This is a genomic window from Kitasatospora herbaricolor (genome assembly GCF_030813695.1).
In the GTDB taxonomy this organism is placed as follows: domain Bacteria; phylum Actinomycetota; class Actinomycetes; order Streptomycetales; family Streptomycetaceae; genus Kitasatospora; species Kitasatospora herbaricolor.
In genome coordinates this window covers 1,136,541-1,160,872 of record NZ_JAUSVA010000002.1, presented here as the reverse complement: position 1 = coordinate 1,160,872, position 24,332 = coordinate 1,136,541, and the positions used below count along the sequence as shown (strand labels likewise).

Here is a 24,332-nt window from a genome sequence, read left to right as displayed (position 1 = left end):
GTCCGGGGTTCGTCGGGCTCCCGGCTCCGGGTCAGCGGCCGGCTCTGCGGTTGCCCCAGGCCGGGGCGACCAGCGCCACCAGCAGGACGGCGAAGCCGAGCTGCAAGGCATGACGGGTCCAGTCGATGCCGGAGGTGTGCGCGACGCCGATCCAGCCCGCCACGGCGTTGCCGAGCCAGGCACCGGCGGCACCGAGAAGCATGGTCAGCCACCAGGGGATGGACTGCGGGCCGCGCAGCAACAGCTTGGCCAGCACGCCGAGGACGAACCCGATCAGGAGAATCCAGAGCAGTTGGAACACGATGTCCTCCGGTCCTTGGCCAGCCAGGGCACCGCCGGTGGGCGGCGTGATCACCAGCATCGCGCGGATGGGCCCGTTCGGCATGTCCGGCCCGGTCCGGCCCGGGAGCCGGGCGGGCCGCCACCGCGCCTGGACCGGCCCGCGGGCTTCCTGGCCGGCCTTCCCGGAGGGGTGCCCGGACGGTCTCCGAACACGCCCGAGGGCGCCTCCTGGTGGGGCGCCCTCGGGCGTTGCGGTGCGGTGGTGCGGTTGCGACTCGTGCTGGGTCCCGGCGGTTGCGGGGGTTACGGGAGGTCCCGGGGGTTACGGGAGGTTGCGGGCCATGACGATGCGCTGGATCTGGTTGGTGCCCTCGTAGATCTGGGTGATCTTGGCGTCGCGCATCATCCGCTCCAGCGGGTAGTCGCGGGTGTAGCCGTAGCCGCCGAGGAGCTGGACGGCGTCGGTGGTGATCTCCATCGCGGCGTCGGAGGCGAAGCACTTGGTGGCGGCGCCGAAGAAGGTGAGGTCCTCGTGGGCGCCGCCGTGCGAGACGCGCTGGGAGCGGGCGGCGGCGGCGTAGGTGAGCTGGCGGGCGGCCTCCAGCTTCATCGCCATGTCGGCGAGCATGAACTGCACGCCCTGGAAGTCACCGATCGGCTTGCCGAACTGCTTGCGCTCCTTGACGTAGCCGGCGGCGTAGTCGAGGGCGCCCTGGGCGATGCCGATCGCCTGCGCGGCGATGGTGACCCGGGTGTGGTCGAGGGTCTTCATCGCGGTGGCGAAGCCGGTGCCCTCCTCGCCGATCATCCGGTCGGCGGGGATCCGCACGTTGTCGAGGTACACCTCCCGGGTCGGTGAGCCCTTGATGCCGAGCTTCTTCTCCGGGGCGCCGAAGGTCACGCCCACGTCGCCCTTCTCCACCACGAACGCCGAGATGCCCTTGGAGCGCTTCTCCGGGTCGGTGACCGCCATCACCGTGTAGAACTCCGAGACGCCGGCGTTGGTGATCCACCGCTTCACACCGTTGAGCACCCAGAAGTCACCGTCGCGCACCGCACGGGTCTTCATCCCCGCCGCGTCCGAGCCCGCGTCCGGCTCCGACAGGCAGTACGAGAACATGCCCTCCCCGCGCGCCAGCGCACCCAGGTACTTCGCCTTCAGCTCCGGCGAACCGGACAGCTGCACCGGCAGCGAACCGAGCTTGTTGACCGCCGGGATCAGCGAGGACGACGCGCAGACCCGCGCGACCTCCTCGATCACGATCACCGTCGCCAGCGCGTCCGCCCCCGCACCGCCGAACTCCTCCGGCACGTGCACCGCGTGCAGGTCACTGCCCTGCAGCGCCTCCAGCGCCTCGTGCGGGAACCGGCCCTGCTCGTCCACCTCGGCCGCGAACGGAGCGATCTTCGCCTCGGCCAGCGAGCGCACCGCCTCCCGGAGCATGTCGTGCTCCTCGGTGGTCCGGAAGAGATCGAAGTCCTGGTTCATGGAAAGCTCCCTCGCAATGGCACTCAGTACCCCAAATTATGCACACTGAGTGTCGCCCGGCCCAGCTCCCGAGGGTACTCGGTGCTACCGTCCCTGCATGAGCGAGGTGCGCAAGCAGGACCAGGCGGCTGCGGCCGTCGAGAAGCCGACCATGCGGGACGCGCTGGTGACGGCGGCGTTCCGGCTGTTCATGGAGCGGGGTTTCGAGCAGACCACCATCGACGACATCGTCGCCGAGGCCGGGGTCGGGCGCCGGTCCTTCTTCCGGCACTTCCCCTCCAAGGAGGACGTGGTCTTCCCGGACCACGACGGCTGCCTCGCCGAGATGACCGCCTTCCTCCAGGGGGCGGACGACGCCGGCGATCCGGTCGAACAGGTCTGCGACGCCGCCCGGCTGGTGCTGCGGGCGTACGCGGTGAACCCCGCCTTCTCGGTGCAGCGCTACCTCCTCACCAAGAAGGTCCCGAACCTCCGCGCCCACGAACTGTCGGTGGTCTGGCGGTACGAGCGGGCGCTGGCCGCCCACCTGAGGGCCCGGTACGCGGCCCGGGCCGACGGCGCGCTGCGGGCCGACGTGATCGCCGCGGCGGTCGTGGCGGCGCACAACCACACCCTGCGCACCTGGCTGCGCTCCGGCGGCGAGGGCGATGTGACGGAGGCGGTCGGCCAGGCGCTGAGCTTCGTGGCCGAGACCTGGAGCGGCCCGCAGGCGCCGTCCGCGCCGGAGTCGCAGGACGACGAGGTCGTGGTGGTGGTGGCGAAGCGGGGGACGCCGATGTGGCGGGTCGTGCGCGGGGTCGAGGCCGCCCTCGACGCCTGAGGTTCCGCCGCCTGCTCCGGCCGGTCCGGCTGCCGCCCCTCGTGCCCGCCGCCCCGCTCCGGCCCGCCCTTTTCCGGCGCCGGCGGGCGCTGTCGCGGGGGTGGACGGCACTGCGTTCCCTCGAAAGGGGCACTGAGTGCCTTTACAGGTCGACACCGAGTGCCATATCGTCCGGAGAAGCGGGCCCCTCGGCCGCTGGCTCGGCGCGAGCGGCGGCCGGGCGGCCCGGCAAGGCGGTGCCGAACCGCCGCGCCGTCCGTCGGCACCAGGGAGGTACGGCATGGCTCCGGGGCCACCGGACCTGGTCGGGGTCGCCGGTTGCGGCGTGCGGGAGGCGGGGGTGATCGGCCGGTGCGACGGCCGGGACCGCCGTGGGTGCGCCGTGGACCGATCCGTCCGACCCCGCCGGAGCACCGGCGAGCCGTCCGGACAGCACGAACCGTAGTACCCGGACAGGTCCGGCGAGATGCCGGCCCTCGACGACATGGCGTCCGGAAGGGAGCCCGGGGCGGGCCGCCCGGGCCGGGCGCCGGACCGCCGGCCCGGGCCCGTCTTCCTGTTCTCCTCACCCCTCAAGGAGTCACCATGGAACTCGCCGTCGCCACCCCCACCGCCTTCCCCGCGGCCGGCCCCGCCGGTGCGGGCGCCGCGCTCGCCGACCTGCCGCTCGCCGAACCTGCTTCCCCGGTCGTCGAGTTGATCCACCTGCGGTGCCGCTGGTGCCGCGCCGCCACGGCGCCGACCTGCCTGCTCTGCCCGGTCTGCGGATCGGCCGACCTGATCCGGGAGCGCGGCTCCGGCGCCGGTACGGTGCAGCGGCTGCTGCCGGCCGCCCAGCGCGGACAGCACCGCCTGACCCCGTACGTGATCGCGCTGGACGAGGGATTCACCATCCGCGCGGCGGTGGTGGGCGCGCTGCCCGGCGCGGTGATCGCGGGCACCCGGGTCGAGCTGGCCGCCGTGACGGGCGCCGGACGGGTCCTCACCTTCCAGGTCTCCCCGGACCAGGTCTACGGGCACCTGCGCAACCCGGCCCCGGCGCCGGACCGGCACTCCGTCAGGTCCAGCTACTGGGACCTGTGATGCCGCACTCCACCGAGGCGTAGGCCCCGGGCGCCGGGTGCCGACCGCGGCCGGGGCTCAGGGGCGGGGCGGGGTGAGCTGCTCGGCGAGCTGCCAGAGGTCCGGCAGGGCGGCGGAGATCCGGTCCAGGGCGTCGGCCGGCAGGGCGGCCAGCGCGGTGGCCACCCCCAGGTGCAGGTTGGAGTCGATCTGCAGGCCGGCGTCGAGCATCGTGCGGGTCGGCCGCAACTGCGCCGTCCGGCGGTCCTCGGGGTGCGGCGTCCGGTCGAGGAGCCCGTCCCGCACCAGGAGGGTCACCAGCGTGCTGACGTTGTGCGGCTGCATGTGCAGGGCCTCGGCCGCGTCGCGGACGCTGATGCCGGGCTCGTCCAGGACCAGCTGGAGCAGCTCCACCTGGGCCGGCGGGCGGACCTGTTCGCCGGCGGCCGGCCGGCCCGCCTGGTTCAGGACGCGGTGGAGTGTCCACACCAGCCGGGTGAGTTCGGCCGGCACGTCACGGGTGTTCATGCTTCGGATTTTACGTCTGAACTGGGACGATCCGGCTCGGCCCGCCGGTGCGGGAGGCGACAGGGCCGGTGCGGACGACCCGCTGCGGACGGCCCGGTGCGGAGGGTGTCTCCCGGGACCGGTGGGGCGTACCATGCAAAATGACTCTAGCGATAGAGCGTTCCGCGTCGACGGCGGACGGGCGGCCTCTCCCGGAGCGGGCGGCCCGGACGGGCCGCGCGGGGGCGGTCGCCCGCCCGGGAGTGGATCTCTTCGAGGGACCCGGCCGGGCGGCTTCGCGCGAACGGGCCGTCGCCGCCTCCGGCGCCGGCGTGCTCCGGCCGCGCGAGACGGCCGGCAGACCGTGGGGACGGGATGCCGGCCGTTCGTGTGCTCAGGGACGCACCGGCGCCGGAGGCGGACCGCCCTGCGCACCGGTCAGCCCTGGGACGGCCCCTGGCCTTCCGCCACCTCCCGCGCCTCACCGGTCTCCGCCGGACCGAAGGCCGCCGTGGCGTGCTCCCGGGAGGACCGGTCGAGCAGCAGCACCGAGGCGGTCTCCGCCAGGGCGGCCGGCACCGGGGTCCTGGGCGGCGTGCTCCCGTCGCCGGCCCGGCCCGACGTGGGCTCGCCCGCGCCGGCGGTGGGGCCGCCCGGCGGCGGCAGGTCCCGCAGCAGCCGCTCCAGGCCCCGGCAGTGGCGGGCGAACACCCGGTGGGAGGCCCACCGGCCGCGCTCGCGCTGTCCCGCCAGGGCGTCCGCGGGGCTCAGGTCCAGCAGCACCAGGTGCAGCTCGCGGCCGCGCCGGGCCGCGCCGGCGGCCAGCCAGCGCCGCAGCCACGGTCGGCTGCCGCAGTCGTGCACCAGGAGCGGGCCGCCGCGGCGCAGCGCCGTGCGCAGCAGGCGGAAGTGCACCAGCCGGGCCCAGGGGCGGTAGACCGGGTAGGGGAGCCGGGCCGGCATCACGGCCTCGCAGGCGAGGTGGACGTCCCGCGGGTCGATCACCGGCGCGTAGGCCGACCAGCGCCGCAACAGGGTGCTCTTGCCGCTGCCGGGCAGGCCCGAGATCACCACCACGGCGTCCGGCGGGTACCGCAGGACGGGCGTCGCGCCCGGGTGACCCCGCAGGTCCAGCAGCCCGCGCGGGTACGGCGAGGCGGCCGCCCCGCCGGGTTCGTCGACCTCGTCGTGCGGCGCGGTCCGCACTCCCGCCACACCTGCCCGTCTCGTACCGCGCACTGCCGCTCCCTGCCCCGAATCCACTGCTCACAGCCTTGCACAGGGCCCCAAGGGACCCGGCGGTGGGCGTCCCGCAGGCCGGAAGGTGCCTTGACGCGACCACTGGTCTATGCCAATCTCCCTCCAGGTCCGGACCTCTGCGGGCGATCCGGAGCCGGCACGACACAGTCTGACGTCGCGTCAGCACAGCTCGCAGCACGGGGAAGGATGGCGTGACGTGGCCCTGGTGGCGCATGCGGCGGCGACCTCCTGCAGGCAGGGCGGCACCCTGCGGTTCACGGTCACCGGACACGGCACCGGCCGGGTGGACGTCGAGGACGCCGTGGACGGGCGTCTGGTGCACCGGGCCGAGGTGGGCGCCGGGCCCTGGGACCTGACCGTCCCGCCGCACTGGCGCAGCTCCCTCTACCGGGCGGTCTTCACCCCCGGCGACGGCGAGCTGAGCGAGGTCTGGTTCGTGGTCCGCCCGGCCGAGCCGGGCGTGCGCTCCCGGATCCTGCTGTCCGTCCCCTTCGCCACCTGGCAGGCCTACAACCGCGCCGGCGTCCCGGGCGAGGGGCTCTACTGGACCGAGGACCCGGCCCGGGCGGCCCGGGTCGGCTTCGACCGGCCCGGCGGCGGCCCGCCCCCCGAACGCTGGGAGGCCGGCTTGATGACCTGGCTGCGCGCGCACGGCCCCGAGGTCGAGTACTGCTCCAACCTCGACCTGCACCTCGATCCGCAGGCCCTGGCGCCCTACCAGCTGCTGGTGGTCAACGGGCACGACGAGTACTGGACCTGGGAGATGCGCGACCGGGTCGAGGCCTTCGTCGCCGCCGGCGGCAACCTGGCCGTCTTCGGTGCCAACACCGCCTGGTGGCAGATGCGGCTGGAGGACGGCGGCCGCACCATGGTCTGCTACCGCGACGCCGTCGCCGACCCGATGGCGGCCGTGGCGCCGGAGCGGGCCACCGTCGAATGGTCCAGCCACCCGGTGAACCGCCCGGAGAACAGCCTCACCGGCCTCAGCTTCCGCGAGGGCGCGGGCTGTTGGGGCCCGGGCATGCCGCAGATGTACCGCGAGGCCTACACCGCGGCCTTCACCGGGCACTGGGTCTTCGAGGGCACCGGGCTCGCCGACGGGGACACCTTCGCCCGCGGCGGCCTCGGCTACGAGACCGACGCCGCCGAGCTGGAGTTCACCGACGGCGTCCCCGCCGCCACCGGCCGCGACGGCACCCCCGCCTCCTTCACCGTGCTGGCCACCGCCGACCTGCGGCACTGGGACGCCTACGGGCAGGGCGGCTGGGCCGTGATGGGCGTCTTCGACTCCGGCGCCGGCACGGTCTTCAACGCCGGTACGGTCAACTGGGGCGCCGCACTGGACGATCCGGTGGTCGACCGGATCACCCGCAACGTGCTGACCCGGCTCGCCGCCCCGGCCCGGCCGGACCGGTGGACCGCGATCGGCACCGCCCCCGGGGCCACGGCGCTGGCCGGCGCGGGGGCCCGGCTCTACGCCGCGCAGGCCGACGGCACCCTCGGCGTCCGCCCGGCCGGCCCGCAGAACCTGCCGCTGCGCCCGCTCGGACCGGCTCCGGGCATCGTCGCGCTGGCCGCCCCCCGCGAGGCCGTCACCGGCGGACCGCTGTCCCTGTACGCGGCGGACGACACCGGCCGGCTGCTGCTGCGGCCGGCCCGCCCGGAGGCCGCCGGATGGACGCCGGCCGGCCACTGCCCGGCCGGGACGAGGGCGCTCGCCGTCTGCGACGGCCTGCTCTACGCCCTGGACGACCGGGGCGCGCTCTGGTCCGCCCCGCAGGGGCTGCCGGCGGATGCCGAGGCCCGGGAGTGGACCTGTCTGTCCCCGCCGACCGGGCTGGTCGCCCTGACCGCCGTCAACGGCCGGCTCTACGCGGTGACCGCCGACGACGTCCTGCTGCACCGGCGACCGGGGACGGCGGACGGGTGGCAGGAACTCGGTCCGGCCGGCGGCAGCGTGCTGCTGGCAGGGCAGGCGGGCCGCCTGGTCGGCCTCGACGCCGACGGCGTGCTGCGCACCCGTGGCGTTCTCCCGGCGGGAGGAGCGGGCCCGGCCCCGGCGGCCGGTGCGGCCCGCCCGGCCGTGGTGGCCGGCGCCGCCCTCGACGGGACCAGGGCCTGAGGGGCCGGTGACGGTGGCGCCCGGGGAGGGTGCCACCCGGACCGGGCGTGGGCCGCACGGATCGGGCACGGGTCACGGGCCGGCCCGCGGCCGCGTGGCACCGGTGGGACGGAACTCGCACACATGAGGAGCGCAGGGGCATGACGGAACTCGCGGTCGGGGAGCAGGTCCGCCTGGAGAGGGTGGAGTTCGGCGGGCAGTCGTCCGGCACCGCGCCGCTGACCTGGGGCCAGCGGGCCATCTGGTCCGCGATCGGCCGGACCAGGCCGGGGGACTGGTACTTCAACTTCTGCCGGACGCTGATGCTGCCGCGCCGGTACGACCTGCCGCAGGTGCTGGCGGCGATCCGGTTCGTCCTGGAGCGGCACGAGTCGCTGCGGACCAGACTGGTCGGCACGGACGGGGACCCGCTCCAGTCGGCCGCCGCGGCCGGGGTGCTGGAGGTCGAGGTGCTGGAGGTGGCCGCCGGCGACCGGGAGGCGGGCACCCGGGTGGCCGAGCGCTACGCGGCCCGGGGCTTCGACTACGAGCAGGAGTGGCCGGTCCGGATCGCGGTGCTGACGAAGGGCGGGGTACCGGCCGAACTGGTCATGGGATTCTGCCATCTGGCGGCCGACTACGAGGGCACCGGGTACCTGCTGCGGGACCTCCGGGCCGCGCTGGTCGGGCGGACGGCGGGCCTGCCGCCGGCGCCCCGCCCGTCCGAGCTGGCGCGGTACCAGGAGTCCGCCGAGGGGCGGCGGTTCGCCGAGGCGGCGGCCGCCCACTGGGAGCGCTCGTACCGCCGGATCCCGGTCTCGATGTTCACCGAGGGCCATCACGCGCCGGCCGAACCGCGCTACCAGCGGCTGGAGTTGATCTCGCCCGCGCTCGCGGCGGCCGTCCCCGCGGTGGCCGCGCGGCTGGCCGTCAGCAGCTCGACCGTCCTGCTGGCCGCCGCCGGTGCGGTGCTGCGCGACCGGACCGGGCACGACACCTGCGCGCTGCTGGCGATCGCCGGCAACCGGGTCGCCCCCAGGACGAGGGAGCTCGTCTCCACCATGTCCCTGGAGGCGCTGGTGGTGCTCCCGCTGGAGGGCGTGACGGGCTTCGAGGAGGCCGTCCGGGTCACCGGGCGGGCGGCGATGGCGGGGTACCGCTTCGGCTCCTACGACGAGCGGGACCGGGACCGGGTGGTGGCTGCCGAGAGCACCCGGCGGGGCGAGCCGGTGCACCCGTACTGCTGCGTCAACGACCTGCGCGGGGCCGGGCAGGGGGCGGGCGCGGAGGAGGTCCCCGCCGGTGTCCGTCCGGCGGATCTGCTGGAGCGGACGCGGCTGCTGGAGCTGTCGCCGCTGGAGCGGTTGAGCTGCCGCTTCTGCCTGCACTTCGCCGACGCCCCGGGCGCGTTGTCGATCCGGTTGACCGCGGACACCGGCTACCTCCCGCTGTCCGACATGGCGTGGTTCCTGCGGGAGACGGAGCGGCTGGTGGTGGCGGCGTACGACGGTGACGTGCCGCTGGCGGTGCCCGGAGCCCCCGGGCGGGCGAATCCGCTCTGATCGGAAGGGAGTTCCGGCCCGCTGATCCTTGACCGCCCAGATGGTCTATGCCAATCTCTCTGCAGGTCTGGACCAGTGCGCCTTGTCGAGGCGCCGGGGCCGGCCGGGAAGAACAACGGGGAGAGTGGCAAGTTCCATGCACAGAACCAGATCCGGCGATCCCGGGAACGCCTTGGCACGGACGTCCGCCGGGACGGTGCACGGGCTGCTGGAGGCCAGATCGCAGGCCCAGCCCGACCGGGTGGCGATCGCCACCGACGACGGCCGGTCGTTGACCTTCGCCGCCTGGCACCGGCGCTCGACGGCCGTGGCGCACGCCCTGGCCGGGCGCGGGATCCGCCCCGGGGACCGGGTCGGCCTGCTCTTCGGGCTGGGCAGCTGGCCCGAGTTCGCGCTCGCCTACTGCGCGGTGACCAAGGCGGGAGCGGTCGCCGTACCCGTCTCCGACCGGCAGCCGGCCGAGGCCGTCCGCCGGCTGCTCGGCCACTGCGGAGCGGCCGGCCTGCTCGCGGTCCCGGAGTCCGCCCGGCCCGAGGGGCCCTGGTGGACCGGTCACCTCGAAGAGCTGGAGACCGAGGCCCCCGCCGAGCCGGCGGACCTGCCCGAGGTGACCGCCGCCGACCTGGCCCAGGTGCTCTACACCTCAGGAACCACCGGACGGCCCAAGGGTGTCGCCGCCACCCACGGCAACCTCACCCATGGCACCCGGCCCACCGCCCGGCACCGGCCGCTGGCCCACTCCGAGCAGTTCCTGCACTCCTTCGCGGTCGGTACCAACGCCGGGCAGACCATGCTGCTCAACGCCCTCGACGCGCACGCGGCCGCCCTGGTCGCCACCCACTTCACCCCCGGCCGGTTCGCCCGGCTGATCGAGCAGCGGTCCGTCGGAAGTGTCTTCGTGGTTCCCGCGATGGCGGCCGAGCTGCTGCACGCCAAGGTGCACACCCGCTTCGACCTCTCCTCCGTCCGCCTGCTCGGTTCCACCGCCGCCGCGCTGCCGCCCAAGGTCGCCACCGGGCTCACCGAGGCCTTCCCCCGGGCCACCGTGGTCAACTACTACACCTCCACCGAGGCGGCACCGGCCCAGACCGCGATGATCTACGACCCGGCCCGCCCGACCGCCCTCGGCCGCCCGGCCCAGGGTGCCGTGATGGTGGCGGGCCCGGACGGGCGCCCGCTGCCGCCCGGCGAGAGCGGCGACGTCCACCTGCGCTCGCCCGGGTCCCAGCGGCACTACTACCGGGACGCCGAGGCCGGCGCCGAGGTCTTCCGCACCGGCTGGGTACGGATGGGCGACATCGGCTTCCTGGACCAGGACGGCTATCTGCACCTCGTCGACCGCGAGTCGGACGTCATCAAGTCCGGTGCCCACAAGGTCTCCACGCTCCAGGTGGAGGCCGCCGCACTGGAGCACCCCGCCGTCGCGGAGGTGGCCGTGGTCGGCCTGCCGCACCCGGTGCTGGGGATGAGCGTGGCCGCGGTCGTCGTCCCCGCCGCCGGCCAACCCTTCGACGCGGCCGAGTTGCGGGCCTTCCTGGCCGGACGGCTGGCCGCGCACGAGATCCCGACCCGGATCGCCACGCTCGGTGAACTGCCGCGCAACGAGGGCGGTAAGCCGCTCAAGCGCGCCCTGCGCGACCTGCTGGCCGCACCCGCCTGACCGGGCCCGCGCGGCGAGCGGCCCGGCCCCCGGGGGCCCGGCGCCGGCTGCCCGGGCCCCACCTGTCCCGCTGATACTTCCCGACCGTGGCCGGCGTCGCCGAGGCCGTCGACGAGGCCGTCAAGGAGCAACCATGACCGACAACCGCACCGCCGTGACCGCCCCGGCCGAACTCCGCACGGCGCTCGCCGCCCTGGCCTCCGAGGCCTGCGACGGCGAGCTGTCCGCCGCCGAGCTGCTGGCCGCCGGAGGCACGCCGTTCGTCCTGCTGGGCGTCGGCTCGCTGGCCCAACTGCGCCTGCTGGACGCGGTGGAGAGCACCTACGGGGTGTTCTTCGACCTGACCGGCCCGATCGGCTTCCCGGCCGGGCTCGACGCGCTGGCCGAGAACCTGGTCACCGAGCACGGCGTCACCCTGCCGGTGGCCGCCGGCTGAGCCGTGCCCGGTGCGCCGGGGGAGACCCCGGGGGCGGGCCCGCGTCCGTCAGTGTCCGACGGTGGCCCCGGACACGGGCGCCGAGATCGGTACGCTCTGCCCGGCCGAGCCGGTCTTGACGAACTGCCAGGTGATCCCGTTGATCACGCCCTGGCCGAGTGGGGCGAACCGGGCGAAGGCGGGCTGGCTGAGGTCGATGTGGGTGGAGTCGCAGGACGGACACTTGTCCCGGACGGGCACCGTGACGGTCCTGCCGCCATAGCTCACCTTGACGGAGATCCCCTGGCAGAGCGGGTCGTTGTTGGGGTTGGCGGTGGTCCACCAGGCGTGCGGGACGGCCACCAGCAGCTGGGTGGCGGCGTTGATCTGCGTGCCGCAGGCGCCGTATCCGCTGTCGTTGTAGTACGTCGCCTTGCCGGTCATCGGCTTGCCGACCGGTATCGCGGCGCCGGCCGTGCCCGCGCCCAGGGCGATCAGTGCGGCGGCGGCGAGCGGGGCGCCCACCGTGATCCTGAGGTTCCGGGTGATTCGCACGTTTCCTCCGGTTCGTGTCGTCGGCATGACGGGGTGCGGGGCGGCGTCGGCATCGCGGCTCGAAGGCGTTGCCGGGAAGCCGAGTTGACGGGAGGTGCCGCCCGCTCCCGGAGCGAACGTATGCGGAAGCGGAGACGAGGTCCAGACCTTTGGCATGTTGTCATGAACACAAGGCGGGATGCTTCACCGAGCCGGCCGGAGCGAGGACGATACGCGCACCGAGGAGCCCGCCGCCCCGTCCGGGAACCGGCCGCGCCGTCGGCGCCCCTGCCTCCGGTGCCGCCCGTTGTCAGTGGTGTCCGCGATGCTGGGGCCGCAACTGTCGACCCGAGGGGTACCCGATGACGATTCATGTGGCCGGCCGCCACCGTGGGCCGGCCTCGCTCGCGGCCGCCTTTCCCGGGGCGGAGGTCATCGACGTGACCTCCCGGGCAGCTGGGCCGTGGGTGCGGCTGAGCCCGTTCCATCCGCACGGCGGAATCCCGGTGCCCTGGTCCGACGGGGTGACCGGGCAGTCCGTGGAGGGGATCTGGCAGGCGCTCAAGGTGTTCGAGGGGAGCGATACGGACGAGTCGAAGCTGGCGATCACCTCGATGAAGGGCCTGAAGCGGACGGTCCGCCGGTACGGGCCCGTCCGGGGGCACCGGGCCGGCCTGACGGGCGCGCGGCTGCTCGGGTACGAGGAGGCCCGGCGGCGGATCTATCTGCCGTCCTACCGGTGGGTCCTGGAGAACCGGGTGGCGGACCTGGTGGAGCGGATCCGGGCCAAGCCGGAGGTGGTGCTGCTCGACCACACCACCAACGGCGAGGTCACCGACCTCGCCACCCCGCTGTCGCACGCCGCGCTCGTGCGCCTGCACATCGAGGGCCGCTGGCCGTCCGAGGACTGACCGACGGCACGGCGGGACAGGCGGGACGGCCCCGGCGGCGTGCTCGGCCCGGGGCCGTCCCGCCGGAGTGCTAGAAGGTGAGGTTCCAGGCGTCGATCCTGCCCGTGTCCTGGCTGGCGATGTCGCGCACGCGCAGCTTCCAGGTGCCGTTGGCGGCCTCGCCGGAGGCGTTCACGGTGTAGGTCTTGATGACGTTGTCGGCGCTGTCGCTGTCGGTGAAGTCCTCCAGGAGGTAGACCGTGCCGCTCGGAGCGACCAGCGAGACGACCAGGTCACCGCGGTAAGTGTGCTTGATGTCCACGCCGACCTTGAGGGTGGCCGGGGCGTTGCCGCTCACGCCGGTGACGCTGATCGGGCTCTCCACCGTCGCGTTGTCGGGCACGGTCACGTCGGTGAGGTTCTCGAAGTACTTGCCGGGCGGCGGGGTGGCGCCGACCGCCTTGAGCGCGTCGACCTGGCCCTCGCCGAAGAAGGAGTTGACGGCGGCGGTGCCGGTGCAGCGGCTGTCCGAGGGGCAGGCCGTGTCGGTGGCCTGCGAGGCGAGCCTGGCCCGCAGGTCGGCCGGGGTGGCGGCGGGGTCCGCACTGGCCAGCAGCGCGGCGACGCCCGTCACGTGCGGGGAGGCCATCGAGGTGCCGTTCTTGCTGCCGTACTTGCCGCCGGGAAGCGTGGAGTAGACGCCCGAGGAGCCGTCCCCGCCGGGGGCGGCCACGTCGATGACGCCGGTGCCGAAGTTGGAGTAGGAGGCCTTGACGTTGCCGCTGCCCATGGCCGCGACCGTCACCACGCCGGGAAGCTCGGTGGGGATGTCGAGGCAGGCGTTGGTGATGGTCCGGGTGGTGGCGGTGGAGTCGTTGGGGCTGGCGGTGTCGGTGGTCTTGTGCGCCAGGTCGTAGTCGGAGTTCCCGGCGGCCGCGACCTGCAGCGAGCCCTTGCCCTCGGCGTACGCCTGGGCGCGCCGGACGCCCTCGATGATGGCCGCCTGGTCGATGTTGTCGGGGCAGTTGAACTGCCACGGGTCCGTGTAGTAGCTGTTGTTGGTGACCTTGAAGCCGTGGTCGCCGGCCCAGACGAAGCCGCAGACGGTGTTCTCCGCGAAGAACAGCGTGCTGGTCGGCTCGGCGATCCGGACGGAGGCGATCTTCACACCGGGGGCGACGCCGACGACGCCCTTGCCGTTCTTGGCGGCGGCGATGGTGCCGGCCACATGGGTGCCGTGGGTGTCCACGTCGCGCCAGGCGCCGGTGCGGGTGTCGGCCTTGCCGTAGGCGCAGGAGACCGAGTCGGCGGCGTCGAAGTTCGGCGCGAGGTCCTGGTGCAGGTCGTCGACGCCGGTGTCGAGGACGCCGACCTTGACGCTGGGCGAGCCGGTGGTCACGGCCCAGGCCTGGTCGGCCTTGATCTGGGTCATGTCCCAGCGGGCGGTCTCGGTCAGTGTGGTGGTGGCCTGCGCCGGGGTGGCCGGCAGCGCGGGGTTGTAGGCGTCGGCCGGTACGTCGGAGGTCCGGGTGGCGCCCACCTGCTGGACCCCGCTGACGGCGCGCATCGCGGTGGGGAAGCCGGCGGCCGCCGAGTGCGCCACGATCACCCCGATCGCGTCGTAACTCGCGAAGACCGTACCGCCGTTGGCCGTCACCGCCGCCTGCGCGGAGGAGGTGGCGCCCGGTGCGGTGACGACCAGGTAGGCGCGGGTGCCGGCGACCCAGGCCGCGGCCGGCGACCCGGCCGGCAGGGCCGGGGCGGCCGCCCGGGCCGCCGGGGTCGGGGAGTCCGAGAGGGGGGCGGCATGGGCGGTCCCGGTGGGGGCGACCAGGGCGACCGCCGCGCCGAGGGCGGCGACGGCCACGGCGGAGCGCCGCAGTCGGCCGGCTATGTGGGGAATCAATGCGTCCTCCGGAAGCCATGTGGCTCTGGTGCGGTGGCACCGAATGAGCCATGTACATGATGTGATGGACGCAAGATGTCAGATGATCACCCCGGAAGGGAAGTCCCGTCGCCCTACCGGGATTTGCTTCGGACGCGACCGACGGGACTGGGCGGAGCGGGGATCGGCGCCGATCCCACCGGTGGGTTGCGGGCCGACCGGCCCGGATCCGGTCGGGTCCTCACGGAGGGGCAGGACCCCCGCCCGGCCGATGCCGACAGGACCCGGGCCGCGCAGGACGGCCCGCCCTCGCGCCGGCCGGACCGTCGCCGCGTCCACGCCCGACCCCGGCTCCGCCGCCCCTGGTGCGGCGAAGCCGGAACGCGGCGCCCGGTACCACCCACCGCCGGAGCGGGTGGGGGCACCGGGCGGTAGGGCCGCTCCTAGACGGCGGCCTTCAGGTTCCACTTCTGGTTGGCGCCACCGTTGCAGTCCCAGATGTCCAGCCGGACGCCGTTGGTGGTGTCGGAGGCGGGGACGTCAAGGCAGCGACCGGAGTTGGGGTTCACCAGAGTGCCGTTGACGGCCTGCCACTGCTGGGCGCCGGTCCCGTTGCAGTCCCAGAGCTGGACCAGGGTGCCGTTGGCGGTGCCCGACGAGGTGACGTCCAGGCACTTGCCGAGGACCTGCAGGGCCCCGTCGGTCGGCGTCCAGGTCTGGGCGCCGCTTCCGTTGCAGTCCCACAGGACGATCGCGTTGCCGGAGGTGGTGGACGAGGAGAAGTCGTCCACGCACTTCCCGCTGTTCAGGCCGGAGGTGATCGGCCCGGCCTGCGGGCCCGGCCCGGCGGGACCGGAGGCATAGGCCTCCAGCTCGTAGAGCCGGGTGACCGTGTTGCCGCCGGTGTTGGACGGGGCCGAGACCACCACCCGGACGTACCGGGCGCTGCGCGCCGTGAAGGGGGTGTAGGTGCGGCTGGAGCGCGAGCCGGTGACGCCGGCCGCGGTCGTCCAGGTACTGCCGTCGGTACTCGTCTGCACCTGGAAGGCACTGGTGTTCCACGCGGTGTTCTCGCCGCCGAGCCCGGCGTGCTTGACGACCACCGAGGCGACCGTCTGCGCCGACCCCAGGTCGACCTGGAGCGAGGCACCCGCCGTCGGCGAGCACCACTTGCTGTTGTTCCGGAGGGTGGAGTCGACCGCCTTGTCGCTCGACTCGGCGGCGGCGCACGCGGCCGAGCCACTGGTCGCCCTGCCCTGGGCGAGGTTGGTGCCGAGCTCCGGGGCGGCGGGTACGGCCGTCGCGCCGTCCTGGAAGGAGGGCGGTACGTCCGAGGCGCCGGTGCCCCAACTCGTGCTCGGCGCGGCGCCCATGGTGAAGTCCAGGGTGCCCCCGGCCGCGACGTCGGGGTAGCGCAGGTAGTTGTGGCCGGTGGCCGTCCCGTTGACCTTCAGCCCTTGGACGAAGGAGCCGCCACCGGTGGAGTTGATGGTGATGTTGCCGCCCGGACGCTGGATCAGGACGGACGGGAAGGACGGGCCGTGCACGGCCAGGGTGTCCGCGCCGGGGGTCGAGGGGTAGAGGCCGAGGGCCGCCCAGACGTACCAGGCCGAGGTGGCGCCCAGGTCGTCGTTGCCCGGCAGCCCGCTGGCGCCGGTGCTGAAGGACTCGGTCATCACCTTGCGGACCGCCGCGGAGGCGCCGGCTGGGTCGCGGGCGTAGTTGTAGGCCCACGGCACGCCGTGCTCGGGTTCGTTGCCGATGTAGTAGTACGGCAGGCTCTGACCGGCGTTGACCTGGGTGAAGTGGTGGTCGAGCCGCTGCACGGCGGTCTGCCGGCCGCCCATGGCGTTGACCAGGTCGGCGAAGTCGTAGGGGACCATCCAGGTGTACTGGGCGGCGTTGCCCTCGGTGAAGTCGCTCTGCGCGGCCGGGTCGAGCGGCCACTTCCAGCTGCCGTCGGAGTTGCGCGGCTGGGTGTAGCCCGACTCGGGGCTGAAGGTGTTGCGCCACCACTGCGCCCGGGTCATGTAGGTGGAGTAGTCCGAGGTGTTGCCGAGGGCCTTGGCGAACTGGGCGACGGCGAAGTCGGAGGCCGAGTACTCCAGTGAGTCCGAGGGGGCGCCGGGCAGGTAGTGCAGGCTGGTGTACGTGGACTGGTTCCCGCGGATCGGCGAACCCTGGGCGGTGCCGCCCTCGGAGGACTTCTTCATCAGTGCCAGTGCTGCGGCGGTGTCGAATCCCCGTGCCCCGAAGGCGTACAGGCTGCCGACGATGATGGGTCCGGGGTCGCCGGTCATCACGAAGTCCTCGTTGGTCTGCTGGGACCACTTGGGCAGCAGGCCGCCCTGCTGGCCGTCCAGGACCATCGACTTGGCGATGTCGGAGGCCTCGGTGGGGGCGATGAGCGCTGTCAGTGCCGCCCAGGAGCGGTAGATGTCCCAACCGGAGTAGTTCTGGTAGACCGGTCGCGAGGAGTTGTGCACCGCGCCGTCGAAGCCCCGGTAGTCGCCGTTGACGTCACTGGCGATGTTGGGGCTCTGGAAGACGTGGTACAGGGCGGTGTAGAACTTCTCGAGGTCGTCCGCCGAGCCGCCGGTGACCCGGGCCCGGTCGAGGATCTGGTTCCAGGAGGCGTCCGCCGCGGAGCGGACGGCGCCGAAGTCCCAGCCGTTGTTCTCCGCGACCAGGTCGGCCTGCGCGTTGGCGATGCTCACGTAGCTCAGGGCCACCTTGAACTGCACCGTCCGGGAGCCGGTGGTGTCGAAGGTGACGTAGGCACCGGTGTTGGTGCCGGAGGTGCTCGCCGAGCCGGCGCTCACCGTGCCGCCCGCCCAGGTGCCGAAGCTGCTCGGGGCGCGGTCGAAGCGGATGTCGAAGTAGATCTGGTAGGTCTTGGAGGAGCCGCAGAACCCGCCGGCGGTGACGCTGCCGGTCACCTCCGAGCCGCTCACCCTGACCGAGCCGCCGCGGTTGCCGGTGGCGCTGCGGCTGGTGTTGATCAGCAGCTGCGAGGCGGCCTGGGACGGGTAGGTCAGCCGGCCCATGCCGGTGCGGGTGGTCGCGGTCAGCTCGACGTCGGTGGCGTACCGGTCGAGCCGGTTCTTGTAGAAGCCGGGTGCGGCGGACTCGTTGGACTTGGTGTAGTTCGAGGCGTAGCCGGTCCAGTTGGTGCCGGGCGAGGCGCCCAGGGCACCGGTCACCGGCAGCAGCGGCAGGTCCTCGTTGTTCGGGCAGCCGGCTCCGTCGAAGTGGGTGAGGCTGAAGTCCTCGATCGAGGTGTCGGAGTTGCGGTAGCCGGACGGCGAGGCCGTCGGTGTGTCGGGGCTGAACTGCACCCCGCCGAAGGGCACCACGGCTCCCGGGTAGGTGGAGCCGCCCGCGCCGCCGCCGACGGGGTTCGGGGCGTTGCTGTCGTCGGTGCCGATGAACGGGTCGACGTACTGGGTGAGGTTGGGCGCCGCGGCGTGGGCCGGGGTCGTGGCGATCCCGCCGGCGCCGAAGGCGGCCAGCAGAACGCTGCTGACCACCGCGGCGGCGCGGGACCTGAGGACGGTTGAGAGCACGGGGACCACCTTCGAGTGGAGACGGATCGCCGCGGGGATCGGCGGCCAGCGGTCTCAGGGTTCGGTCTTTGCTCCGAGCGGGATGGGAACGTTACCAAGCGAGACGCAATTGTTCCGACGCGGCGAATCGCTCGTCAAGACCATGACACAACATCAACTACCAGCGTTTTAAGGGAGTTGACGGGATATTGGCGGCTGTCAGGAGTATTGACAGGCCGTCATGCACGGCAGCAGACTCCGGTCACTCGCGTGAACGTTACCAAGACGGGTCCGGAGGCCAGCCCGATGACAGAACCCCTTTTGGAAGCCCGGAAGGTGAGCAAGCGCTACGGCCAGGTGCACGCCCTCCAGGGCGCCGACTTCACCGTCCGTCCCGGCGAGGTGGTCGCCCTGATCGGCGACAACGGCGCGGGCAAGAGCACGCTGGTCAAGACGCTGTCCGGCACCGTCCGTCCGGACGGCGGGCAGATCCTGGTGGCCGGCGTGCCGGTCGAACTCGGCAGCCCGCTCGACGCCAGGCGCCACGGAGTGGAGACCGTCTACCAGGACCTCGCCCTCGCACCGGACCTGGACGCGGCGGCCAACCTGCACCTGGGCCGGGAGCTGTACCGGCCCGGACTGCTCGGCCGGCTCGGTGTCCTGGACCACGCGGCCATGCGCCGATCGGCCGTCACCGCGTTCGCCGAGCTCGGCGTCGACCTGCGGGACGTGGGGGTACCGGTGGCCTCGCTGTCCGGCGGACAGCGGCAGTCGGTCGCGGTCGCCCGCGCGGTGGCCTTCGCCAACCGCATCATCTTCATGGACGAACCGACCGCCGCCCTCGGCGTGGTCCAGCGCGGCCGGGTGCTGGAGACCATCAGGCGGGTCCGCGACCGGGGCGTCTCCGTCGTGCTGATCAGCCACAACATGCCCGAGGTGCTCTCGGTGGCGGACCGCGTCGAAGTCCTGCGGCTGGGGCGGCGGGTGGCGGTCTTCGAGGCCGCGAACACCTCGGTGGAGGAGCTCGTGGGAGCGATGACCGGTGCGCTGGACCCGGTGCCCGCGGAACCCGGCTCCGCCGGACCCGGTGCCACCGGACCAGACCTCGAAGCACCCGGCGCCGCAGTACCCGACCCCGAAGCACCCCGCCCTGTGGCGCCCCGCTCCGCGGGACGCCCCTCCGCGGAACGCCCCTCCACGGTGGGGGAGTCCGCGCGGCCCACCCCCGGAAAGGACGGTGCCCTGTGAGCGCGCACGTACCCGGCGAGGCCGACCGGGCCGCCGCGACCACCCCGCTCCGGCCCGGGCGCGCCGTACCCGGCTGGGTGCGCCGGATCGCCGCGATGAACGAGACCTGGACCTTCGGCGTCCTGGCGCTGCTCGTCGCGTTCTTCACCGCGGCCCGGCCGGACACCTTCCTGACCCGCTACGACATCACCCAGATCGCCACCAACGCGGCCATCTACCTGGTGCTCGGCGTCGGCATGACCTTCGTGATCATCGTCGCCGGCATCGACCTGTCCGTGGGGTCCGTCCTGGTGCTGTCCGCCGTGCTGTCCGCGGAGTACACCATCCACCACGGCGGCGCGGAGTCCGGCTGGGGCACCATCGCGGTGTCCACCCTGATCGCGCTGGTCACCGGAGTGGTCTGGGGCGGCCTGCAGGGCTGGCTGGTGGCGAAGGCGAAGGTGCCACCGCTGATCGTCACCCTCGGCGGCTTCGGGGCGGCCCTCGGCATCGCGCAGATCATCACCGGCGGCCAGGACCCGACCGGTGCCGTCTCCGGCGAACTCCAGCACCGGGTCGGCTTCGGCAAGCTCTTCGGCCAGATCCCCTGGCTCGTGGTCATCGCCTTCGCCACCACCGTGGTCTTCGGCCTGGTCCTCGCCTTCACCCGGTTCGGCCGGTACACCTACGCCATCGGTTCGAACCCGGAGGCCGCCCGCCGGGTCGGCATCGACGTGGACCGGCACCTGGTCAAGATCTACGCCCTGACCGGCCTGCTCTCCGGGCTCGGCAGCGTCATGTGGCTGGCCTACTTCGGCACCACCTCGATCGCCGGGCATTCCAGCGACAACCTGAAGGTCATCACCGCCGTCGTGCTCGGCGGAGCCAGCCTGTTCGGCGGCCGCGGCAGTGTGCTCGGCACGGTCATCGGCGTCTTCATCCCGGCGGTGCTCACCACCGGACTGATCATCATGGACGTCCAGCAGTACTGGCAGGACGTCGCGATCGGCATCGTCCTGGTCGCGGCGGTCTACCTGGACCAGTTCCGCAGGCGCGGCCGCGAACGCGGCTGAACCCACCCTCCCGCCGGTTCTCCCCTTCCAGGAACCCTCCCGCAGAAGGAAGTTCACCATGCTCGAATCCAGTGGAGCCAGAACGCTCGCCCGCGGCTGCGCCGTCCTCGCCCTGGTGGTGGCCGGCACCACCGGCTGCGGCAGCGGCGGCGACAGCGGCCCGGCGGCCTCCAAGGCCACCACCCTGAAGCTCATCACCGGGGTGAAGAGCGACCCGTTCTACATCACCATGGCCTGCGCCGCGCAGGAGCAGGCCAGGAAGCGGGGCGTGAAGCTCACCGTGGACGGATCGGCGCAGTGGGACGTCGCCGTGCAGCGGCCCATCGTCGACTCGGTCGCCGCGACGCGCCCCGACGGCCTGCTGATCTCCCCCGTGGACACCGCCGCCCTCACCCCGTCGCTGTCGCAGCTGCAGAGCGCGGGCACCAAGGTCGTCCTGGTCGACACCACCGTCAGCGACAGCTCCGTCGGCGTCTCCCGGATCTCCTCCGACAACGAGGCCGGCGGCCGCACCGCCGCCAAGGCCCTGGCCGAACTGATGGGCGACAAGGGCTCGGCGATCGTGATCAGCGTCAAGCCCGGCGTGTCCACCACGGACGCCCGGATCAAGGGCTTCACCGAGGAGATGAAGGCCGGCCACCCCGCCATCACGCTGCTCCCGGTGCTCTACGACAACGACCTGCCGGCCACCGCCGCCTCGCAGATCCAGGCCACCCTGGCCGCGCACCCCGACCTCGGCGGGGTATTCGCCGGCAACACCAACACCGCGCAGGGCGTCGCCACCGGGCTGCAGGCCGCCGGCAGGCAGGGACGGGTGAAGGTCGCGGCCTTCGACGCGGAACCCGACGAGGTGACGGCGTTGAAGAGCGGCACCCTGGACATCCTGGTCGCCCAGGACCCGGCCGGCATCGGTGCCCAGGGGGTCGACCAGGCGATCGCCGCCATCGAGAAGAAGCAGGTCAGCGCGCAGATCGGCACCACCATGGTGGCGATCACCAAGGCGAACATGGACGACCCGGCGGTCAGCAAGTACATCTACAAGGACGCTTGTTGAGCGCTTGCTGAGCCCTCGCTGAGCCCTTGACGGGACGGCCGGCGGCGAGCCACGGGTCCGCCGCCGGCTCGGGGCCCGCTCCGGTTCCGTCGTACCGGCAGGCCCCCGGCAGGCACGGCCCGCGCGGCGCCGGCCGCGTCCGGCGCCCCGGCCCGCCCGGGAAGTCGAGCACCGTAAGATTGCACACTCCAGGGGCGCTTGGGCGGACCGGGAGCGTGCCGAGGAGGAAGCCTGTGAAGCGCCCGACGATGAAGGACGTGGCCCAGGCGGCGGGGGTCAGTCTCATGACCGTCTCCCGGGTGATCGCCGGCGAGGCGGGAGTCTCGCCCGACACCGCCGCGCGGGTCGAACAGGCGGTGCGCAAGCTCGGGTACCAGCGCAACGACAACGCGCGCAACCTGCGGCAGAAGAGACCCGGGACGTCCACCATCGGCCTGGTGGTGGACGACCTCGCCAACCCCTTCTACGCCCTGATGGTCCGTTCGATCGAGGACGAGGCGCACCGCCGCGGCTACGTGGTCCTGGTCGGCAGCACCAACGACGAGCCGCGCCGGGAACGCGAGGTCATCGCCGCCTTCACCGCCCGGCAGGTGGACGGCCTGATCATCGTCCCCACCATCGGCGGGCACGGATTCCTCAAGCCGCCGATGGAGGCCGGCACCCAGGTGGTCTGCGTGGACCGCCCGGCCAGGGACCTCGACGTCGACACCGTCACCGTCGACAACCGGGAGGGCGCGCGGGGGGCCGTCACCCACCTGCTGGGCCACGGCCACACCCGGATCGCCTATCTCGGCGACCGCTACGAGATCTGGACCCAGTCCGAGCGCTACGCCGGCTACCTGGACGCACTCACCGCCTGCGGCCTCGCGGTCGACCCCGACCTCGTACGGCACGGGCTGCGCTCCCACGGCGACGCGCAGGGCGCACTGGCCGGCCTGCGCGCCCTGCCCGACCCGCCGACCGCCCTGTTCAGCAGCAACGACGTGATCACCCTCGGCGTGCTGGACGGCCTGGAGCACCCGACCCCGATGTCCATCGTCGGATTCGACGACCTGCCGCTCGCCAAGCAGCTCGACCCGCCGCTGACCGTGGTCAGCCAGGACCCGGTCGCCGTCGGCAGCACCGCGGCCAACCTCCTCTTCTCCCGGATAGCCGGCGACCGCTCGGCCCCGCGGAAGGTCGTCCTGCTCACCCGCTTCATCGCACGGAGATCGGGTGAACGGCCCGTCCAGCGGGTGTCCGACTGACCGCCGTCCGCATCGAGGAGCGCGCCGCCCGTCGGCCGTTGTCGGCGTCCGTCCCGGCCGTTGTCCCGTCCGCCGGTCGGGCGGCCCCGGGCCGGGGCGGTGGCCGCGGCGCCCGGTCGGCACCGGACGCCGCGACCGCGCCCGTCAGGCCTGCGGGGCGAGCGCCCGGCCGAGGTGCCGGGCGAAGAAGCGGACCGCGCTGTCGGCCTCGAACCGGGGCAACTCCTTGTGGGCGCCCGCGTTCACGTGCAACGACTTCTCCTTCGAGGCGAAGGCGTCGAACAGGGCGAGACCCTCCTCGCGCGAGATGTGCTCGTCGTCCCACTGCAGGTCGAACTCGATCGGGATGCTGATCCGCTTCGCCTTCTCGGCCAGGACGTCGGGCCAGTGCTGGCCGAAGACCGCGGCGGTGACCCTGGGCTCGGCCGCCACGAACGGGATGCCGATCGCGGTGCCCATGTTGATGCCCCAGAAGCCGACCGGCCCGTCGGAGCCGATCTCCGGGAGCTCCTGGAGGGCGTCCAGCAGCATCCGGTACTCGGGCACGGCGAGCTGCGCCAGGTGGTCGTTGTAGCGCACGACGATCGGGCCTTCCGGCTCGCCCGCCGCCCTCGCCCGGAACAGCTCGGCGATCTCCGCCTCGTCGTGCGCCGTGCGGGGCCGGTCGCCGTGACCGGGCGCGTCGACGACGGCGACGTGGAACCCGCAGCCGGCCACCAGCAACCGGGCGCGGCCGGCCATCGCCGGGTGCTTCTTGTGGTTGCCCCCGCCGTGGGCCATCAGGACCAGCGGGGCTCGATCGGCTGCGCCGGAGGCCGGCGACCAGAGAACGCCGGGGACGCCGCCCACGGTGAAGTCGTGCTCGACCACGCCGTTCGACGACGACTCGGCGGTGAACTGCAGAGAGTGCATGGATGTTGCCCTTCGGGAGTGCCTTGTTGTCGAGGCGCTCCCGGCGAGACCTAGGTCAATCGCCCAGCCGTGACGGGAGGGGGAGCACCCACAGAAGTACAGCGTTCATGGGTCTCACCTCCTCGGGCAGTGTCACCGGCAACTGAAAGCTACCAGATCGACCGCCGGCTCGCCGATGATTCCTGCTGGTGGAACGCTCCTGTGCCGCGCTGCGAACCGAGCGGTGGCGAGTGGGGAGTTGGGGGCGGCGTCAGTCGAGCCGCTTGTAGTAGAAGCTGCAGTCCCGGAGCGCGCCGTCCGGGTCGGCCGCGTACTCCGGGACGATGCCGTACCTGGTCCAGCCGGCCGCCCGGTAGAGGTGGTCCGCCGCGCTGCCGGTCTCGGTGTCCAGCAGCAGGAGAGTGGCCCCCGCCCGGACGGCGGCCTGCTCGGCGACGGCGAGCAGGGCCCGGGCCAGGCCCCGGCCGCGGGCGTCGCGGTGCACCATCAGCTTGACGATCTCGCCCCGGTGCCGGCCGTTGGCCTTCTGCTCCAGGGTGAGGCTCACCGTGCCGCTGAGGCCGTCCGGGCCGTGGCTGACCCAGACCGTCCGGGTGCCGTCCGCGACCGAGGGCAGTTGGGCGCGCCACCAGCGGGCCGCGGCCTCCCGGTCGAGCGGGGCGAGGAAGCCGAGCGAGGCGCCGCCGGCCACCGCGTCGGCCAGCAGGTCGGCCAGTCCTGGCACGGCGGCCGCGAAGCCGTCGGCGGACAGGCGGCTGACGGCGGGCGCCGGGGTCCTTCCCGGAAGGGGGCCGGCTGCCGGGCTCG

20 protein-coding genes are annotated in these 24,332 nt (G+C 73.4%); 11 read left to right on the top strand and 9 right to left on the bottom strand.

Translation table 11 applies throughout. From position 1 onward, the window contains the following. Nucleotides 1-31: 31 nt before the first annotated feature. On the bottom strand, nucleotides 32-385 hold the full coding sequence (locus tag J2S46_RS05485) for a GlsB/YeaQ/YmgE family stress response membrane protein (protein ID WP_370882166.1): 354 nt from the start codon (nucleotides 383-385) through the stop codon (nucleotides 32-34). A gap of 219 nt (nucleotides 386-604) precedes the next feature. Beyond that, nucleotides 605-1,771 carry an acyl-CoA dehydrogenase family protein gene (locus J2S46_RS05480; protein WP_307348894.1) on the bottom strand — a complete coding sequence of 389 codons (1,167 nt, stop codon included), beginning with the start codon at nucleotides 1,769-1,771 and terminating at the stop codon, nucleotides 605-607. A 97-nt stretch (nucleotides 1,772-1,868) separates the two neighbouring features. Between J2S46_RS05480 and J2S46_RS05475 the strand changes: the two genes are divergently transcribed. Continuing rightward, the gene (locus J2S46_RS05475; protein ID WP_191292830.1) at nucleotides 1,869-2,591 is read left to right on the top strand and encodes a TetR family transcriptional regulator; all 723 of its coding nucleotides are present in this window, start codon (nucleotides 1,869-1,871) and stop codon (nucleotides 2,589-2,591) included. Between the two features lie 585 nt (nucleotides 2,592-3,176). Further along, on the top strand, nucleotides 3,177-3,674 hold the full coding sequence (locus J2S46_RS05470) for a Zn-ribbon domain-containing OB-fold protein (RefSeq protein ID WP_191292829.1): 498 nt from the start codon (nucleotides 3,177-3,179) through the stop codon (nucleotides 3,672-3,674). A gap of 57 nt (nucleotides 3,675-3,731) precedes the next feature. On the opposite strand, the gene J2S46_RS05465 is transcribed toward J2S46_RS05470, so the two are convergent. Continuing rightward, nucleotides 3,732-4,181: a MarR family winged helix-turn-helix transcriptional regulator gene (locus J2S46_RS05465; RefSeq protein WP_191292828.1), complete on the bottom strand. Its 450-nt coding sequence runs from the start codon at nucleotides 4,179-4,181 to the stop codon at nucleotides 3,732-3,734. A gap of 417 nt (nucleotides 4,182-4,598) precedes the next feature. Then, nucleotides 4,599-5,366, bottom strand: coding sequence for an AAA family ATPase (locus J2S46_RS05460; protein ID WP_229913158.1), 768 nt, complete (start codon nucleotides 5,364-5,366; stop codon nucleotides 4,599-4,601). 250 nt (nucleotides 5,367-5,616) lie between these two features. Here J2S46_RS05460 and J2S46_RS05455 point away from each other — a divergent pair, with 250 nt between their 5' ends. The 4 genes from J2S46_RS05455 (at nucleotide 5,617) to J2S46_RS05440 (ending at nucleotide 11,179) form a co-directional block, all read left to right on the top strand. After that, the gene (locus J2S46_RS05455; protein WP_229913157.1) at nucleotides 5,617-7,542 is read left to right on the top strand and encodes a N,N-dimethylformamidase beta subunit family domain-containing protein; all 1,926 of its coding nucleotides are present in this window, start codon (nucleotides 5,617-5,619) and stop codon (nucleotides 7,540-7,542) included. Nucleotides 7,543-7,682: 140 nt separating this feature from the next. Beyond that, the gene (locus J2S46_RS05450) at nucleotides 7,683-9,083 is read left to right on the top strand and encodes a condensation domain-containing protein (protein WP_191292827.1); all 1,401 of its coding nucleotides are present in this window, start codon (nucleotides 7,683-7,685) and stop codon (nucleotides 9,081-9,083) included. Between the two features lie 136 nt (nucleotides 9,084-9,219). Further along, nucleotides 9,220-10,743, top strand: coding sequence for a class I adenylate-forming enzyme family protein (locus J2S46_RS05445; protein ID WP_191292826.1), 1,524 nt, complete (start codon nucleotides 9,220-9,222; stop codon nucleotides 10,741-10,743). A 133-nt stretch (nucleotides 10,744-10,876) separates the two neighbouring features. After that, nucleotides 10,877-11,179 carry an acyl carrier protein gene (locus J2S46_RS05440; RefSeq protein WP_229913156.1) on the top strand — a complete coding sequence of 101 codons (303 nt, stop codon included), beginning with the start codon at nucleotides 10,877-10,879 and terminating at the stop codon, nucleotides 11,177-11,179. 48 nt (nucleotides 11,180-11,227) lie between these two features. Here J2S46_RS05440 and J2S46_RS05435 read toward each other — a convergent pair whose 3' ends face one another. Continuing rightward, a complete protein-coding gene (locus tag J2S46_RS05435) occupies nucleotides 11,228-11,713 on the bottom strand; it encodes a cysteine/serine endopeptidase inhibitor (RefSeq protein ID WP_229913155.1) in 486 nt (161 codons plus the stop codon). Between the two features lie 341 nt (nucleotides 11,714-12,054). On the opposite strand from J2S46_RS05435, the gene J2S46_RS05430 reads away from it, so the two are divergent. Beyond that, nucleotides 12,055-12,603 (top strand): DUF6939 family protein, encoded by a 549-nt coding sequence (locus tag J2S46_RS05430; protein ID WP_191292824.1) that lies wholly within the window; start codon nucleotides 12,055-12,057, stop codon nucleotides 12,601-12,603. Nucleotides 12,604-12,673: 70 nt separating this feature from the next. Here J2S46_RS05430 and J2S46_RS05425 read toward each other — a convergent pair whose 3' ends face one another. Together J2S46_RS05425 and J2S46_RS05420 are read right to left on the bottom strand one after the other, a co-directional pair. Next, nucleotides 12,674-14,449: a S8 family peptidase gene (locus J2S46_RS05425; protein ID WP_191292838.1), complete on the bottom strand. Its 1,776-nt coding sequence runs from the start codon at nucleotides 14,447-14,449 to the stop codon at nucleotides 12,674-12,676. Nucleotides 14,450-14,910: 461 nt separating this feature from the next. Next, complete coding sequence (locus J2S46_RS05420; protein WP_191292823.1) at nucleotides 14,911-18,033, bottom strand: GH92 family glycosyl hydrolase; 3,123 nt, start codon at nucleotides 18,031-18,033, stop codon at nucleotides 14,911-14,913. A gap of 315 nt (nucleotides 18,034-18,348) precedes the next feature. Between J2S46_RS05420 and J2S46_RS05415 the strand changes: the two genes are divergently transcribed. The 4 genes from J2S46_RS05415 to J2S46_RS05400 all read left to right on the top strand — a co-directional run bounded on the left by J2S46_RS05415 (nucleotide 18,349) and on the right by J2S46_RS05400 (nucleotide 22,613). Further along, nucleotides 18,349-19,260, top strand: a complete 912-nt coding sequence (locus J2S46_RS05415; RefSeq protein WP_307348887.1) for an ATP-binding cassette domain-containing protein — start codon at nucleotides 18,349-18,351, stop codon at nucleotides 19,258-19,260. Further along, entirely contained in the window at nucleotides 19,257-20,312 is a 1,056-nt protein-coding gene (locus J2S46_RS05410; protein WP_229913153.1) for an ABC transporter permease, read from the top strand. Before J2S46_RS05415 ends, J2S46_RS05410 begins: the two co-directional genes overlap by 4 nt. Before the next feature lie 58 nt (nucleotides 20,313-20,370). Beyond that, nucleotides 20,371-21,366: an ABC transporter substrate-binding protein gene (locus tag J2S46_RS05405; protein ID WP_191292821.1), complete on the top strand. Its 996-nt coding sequence runs from the start codon at nucleotides 20,371-20,373 to the stop codon at nucleotides 21,364-21,366. 233 nt (nucleotides 21,367-21,599) lie between these two features. Then, entirely contained in the window at nucleotides 21,600-22,613 is a 1,014-nt protein-coding gene (locus J2S46_RS05400; RefSeq protein ID WP_229913152.1) for a LacI family DNA-binding transcriptional regulator, read from the top strand. Nucleotides 22,614-22,757: 144 nt separating this feature from the next. Here the strand turns inward: J2S46_RS05400 and J2S46_RS05395 are convergent, their stop codons facing one another. Both J2S46_RS05395 and J2S46_RS05390 read right to left on the bottom strand, forming a co-directional pair. Beyond that, nucleotides 22,758-23,525, bottom strand: a complete 768-nt coding sequence (locus J2S46_RS05395) for an alpha/beta hydrolase family protein (protein WP_191292820.1) — start codon at nucleotides 23,523-23,525, stop codon at nucleotides 22,758-22,760. Nucleotides 23,526-23,775: 250 nt separating this feature from the next. After that, nucleotides 23,776-24,249 (bottom strand): GNAT family N-acetyltransferase, encoded by a 474-nt coding sequence (locus J2S46_RS05390; RefSeq protein WP_307348883.1) that lies wholly within the window; start codon nucleotides 24,247-24,249, stop codon nucleotides 23,776-23,778. Nucleotides 24,250-24,332 lie beyond the last annotated feature (83 nt).

What these genes read in the sequence shown, in the direction of transcription:
- J2S46_RS05475 (WP_191292830.1), top strand. Translation starts at nt 1,869, where the DNA reads ATGAGCGAGGTGCGCAAGCAGGACCAGGCGGCTGCGGCCGTCGAGAAG.
- J2S46_RS05440 (WP_229913156.1), top strand. Translation starts at nt 10,877, where the DNA reads ATGACCGACAACCGCACCGCCGTGACCGCCCCGGCCGAACTCCGCACG.
- J2S46_RS05465 (WP_191292828.1), bottom strand. Translation starts at nt 4,181, where the DNA reads ATGAACACCCGTGACGTGCCGGCCGAACTCACCCGGCTGGTGTGGACA.
- J2S46_RS05485 (WP_370882166.1), bottom strand. Translation starts at nt 385, where the DNA reads ATGCCGAACGGGCCCATCCGCGCGATGCTGGTGATCACGCCGCCCACC.
- J2S46_RS05395 (WP_191292820.1), bottom strand. Translation starts at nt 23,525, where the DNA reads ATGCACTCTCTGCAGTTCACCGCCGAGTCGTCGTCGAACGGCGTGGTC.
- J2S46_RS05480 (WP_307348894.1), bottom strand. Translation starts at nt 1,771, where the DNA reads ATGAACCAGGACTTCGATCTCTTCCGGACCACCGAGGAGCACGACATG.
- J2S46_RS05405 (WP_191292821.1), top strand. Translation starts at nt 20,371, where the DNA reads ATGCTCGAATCCAGTGGAGCCAGAACGCTCGCCCGCGGCTGCGCCGTC.
- J2S46_RS05450 (WP_191292827.1), top strand. Translation starts at nt 7,683, where the DNA reads ATGACGGAACTCGCGGTCGGGGAGCAGGTCCGCCTGGAGAGGGTGGAG.
- J2S46_RS05445 (WP_191292826.1), top strand. Translation starts at nt 9,220, where the DNA reads ATGCACAGAACCAGATCCGGCGATCCCGGGAACGCCTTGGCACGGACG.
- J2S46_RS05470 (WP_191292829.1), top strand. Translation starts at nt 3,177, where the DNA reads ATGGAACTCGCCGTCGCCACCCCCACCGCCTTCCCCGCGGCCGGCCCC.
- J2S46_RS05430 (WP_191292824.1), top strand. Translation starts at nt 12,055, where the DNA reads ATGACGATTCATGTGGCCGGCCGCCACCGTGGGCCGGCCTCGCTCGCG.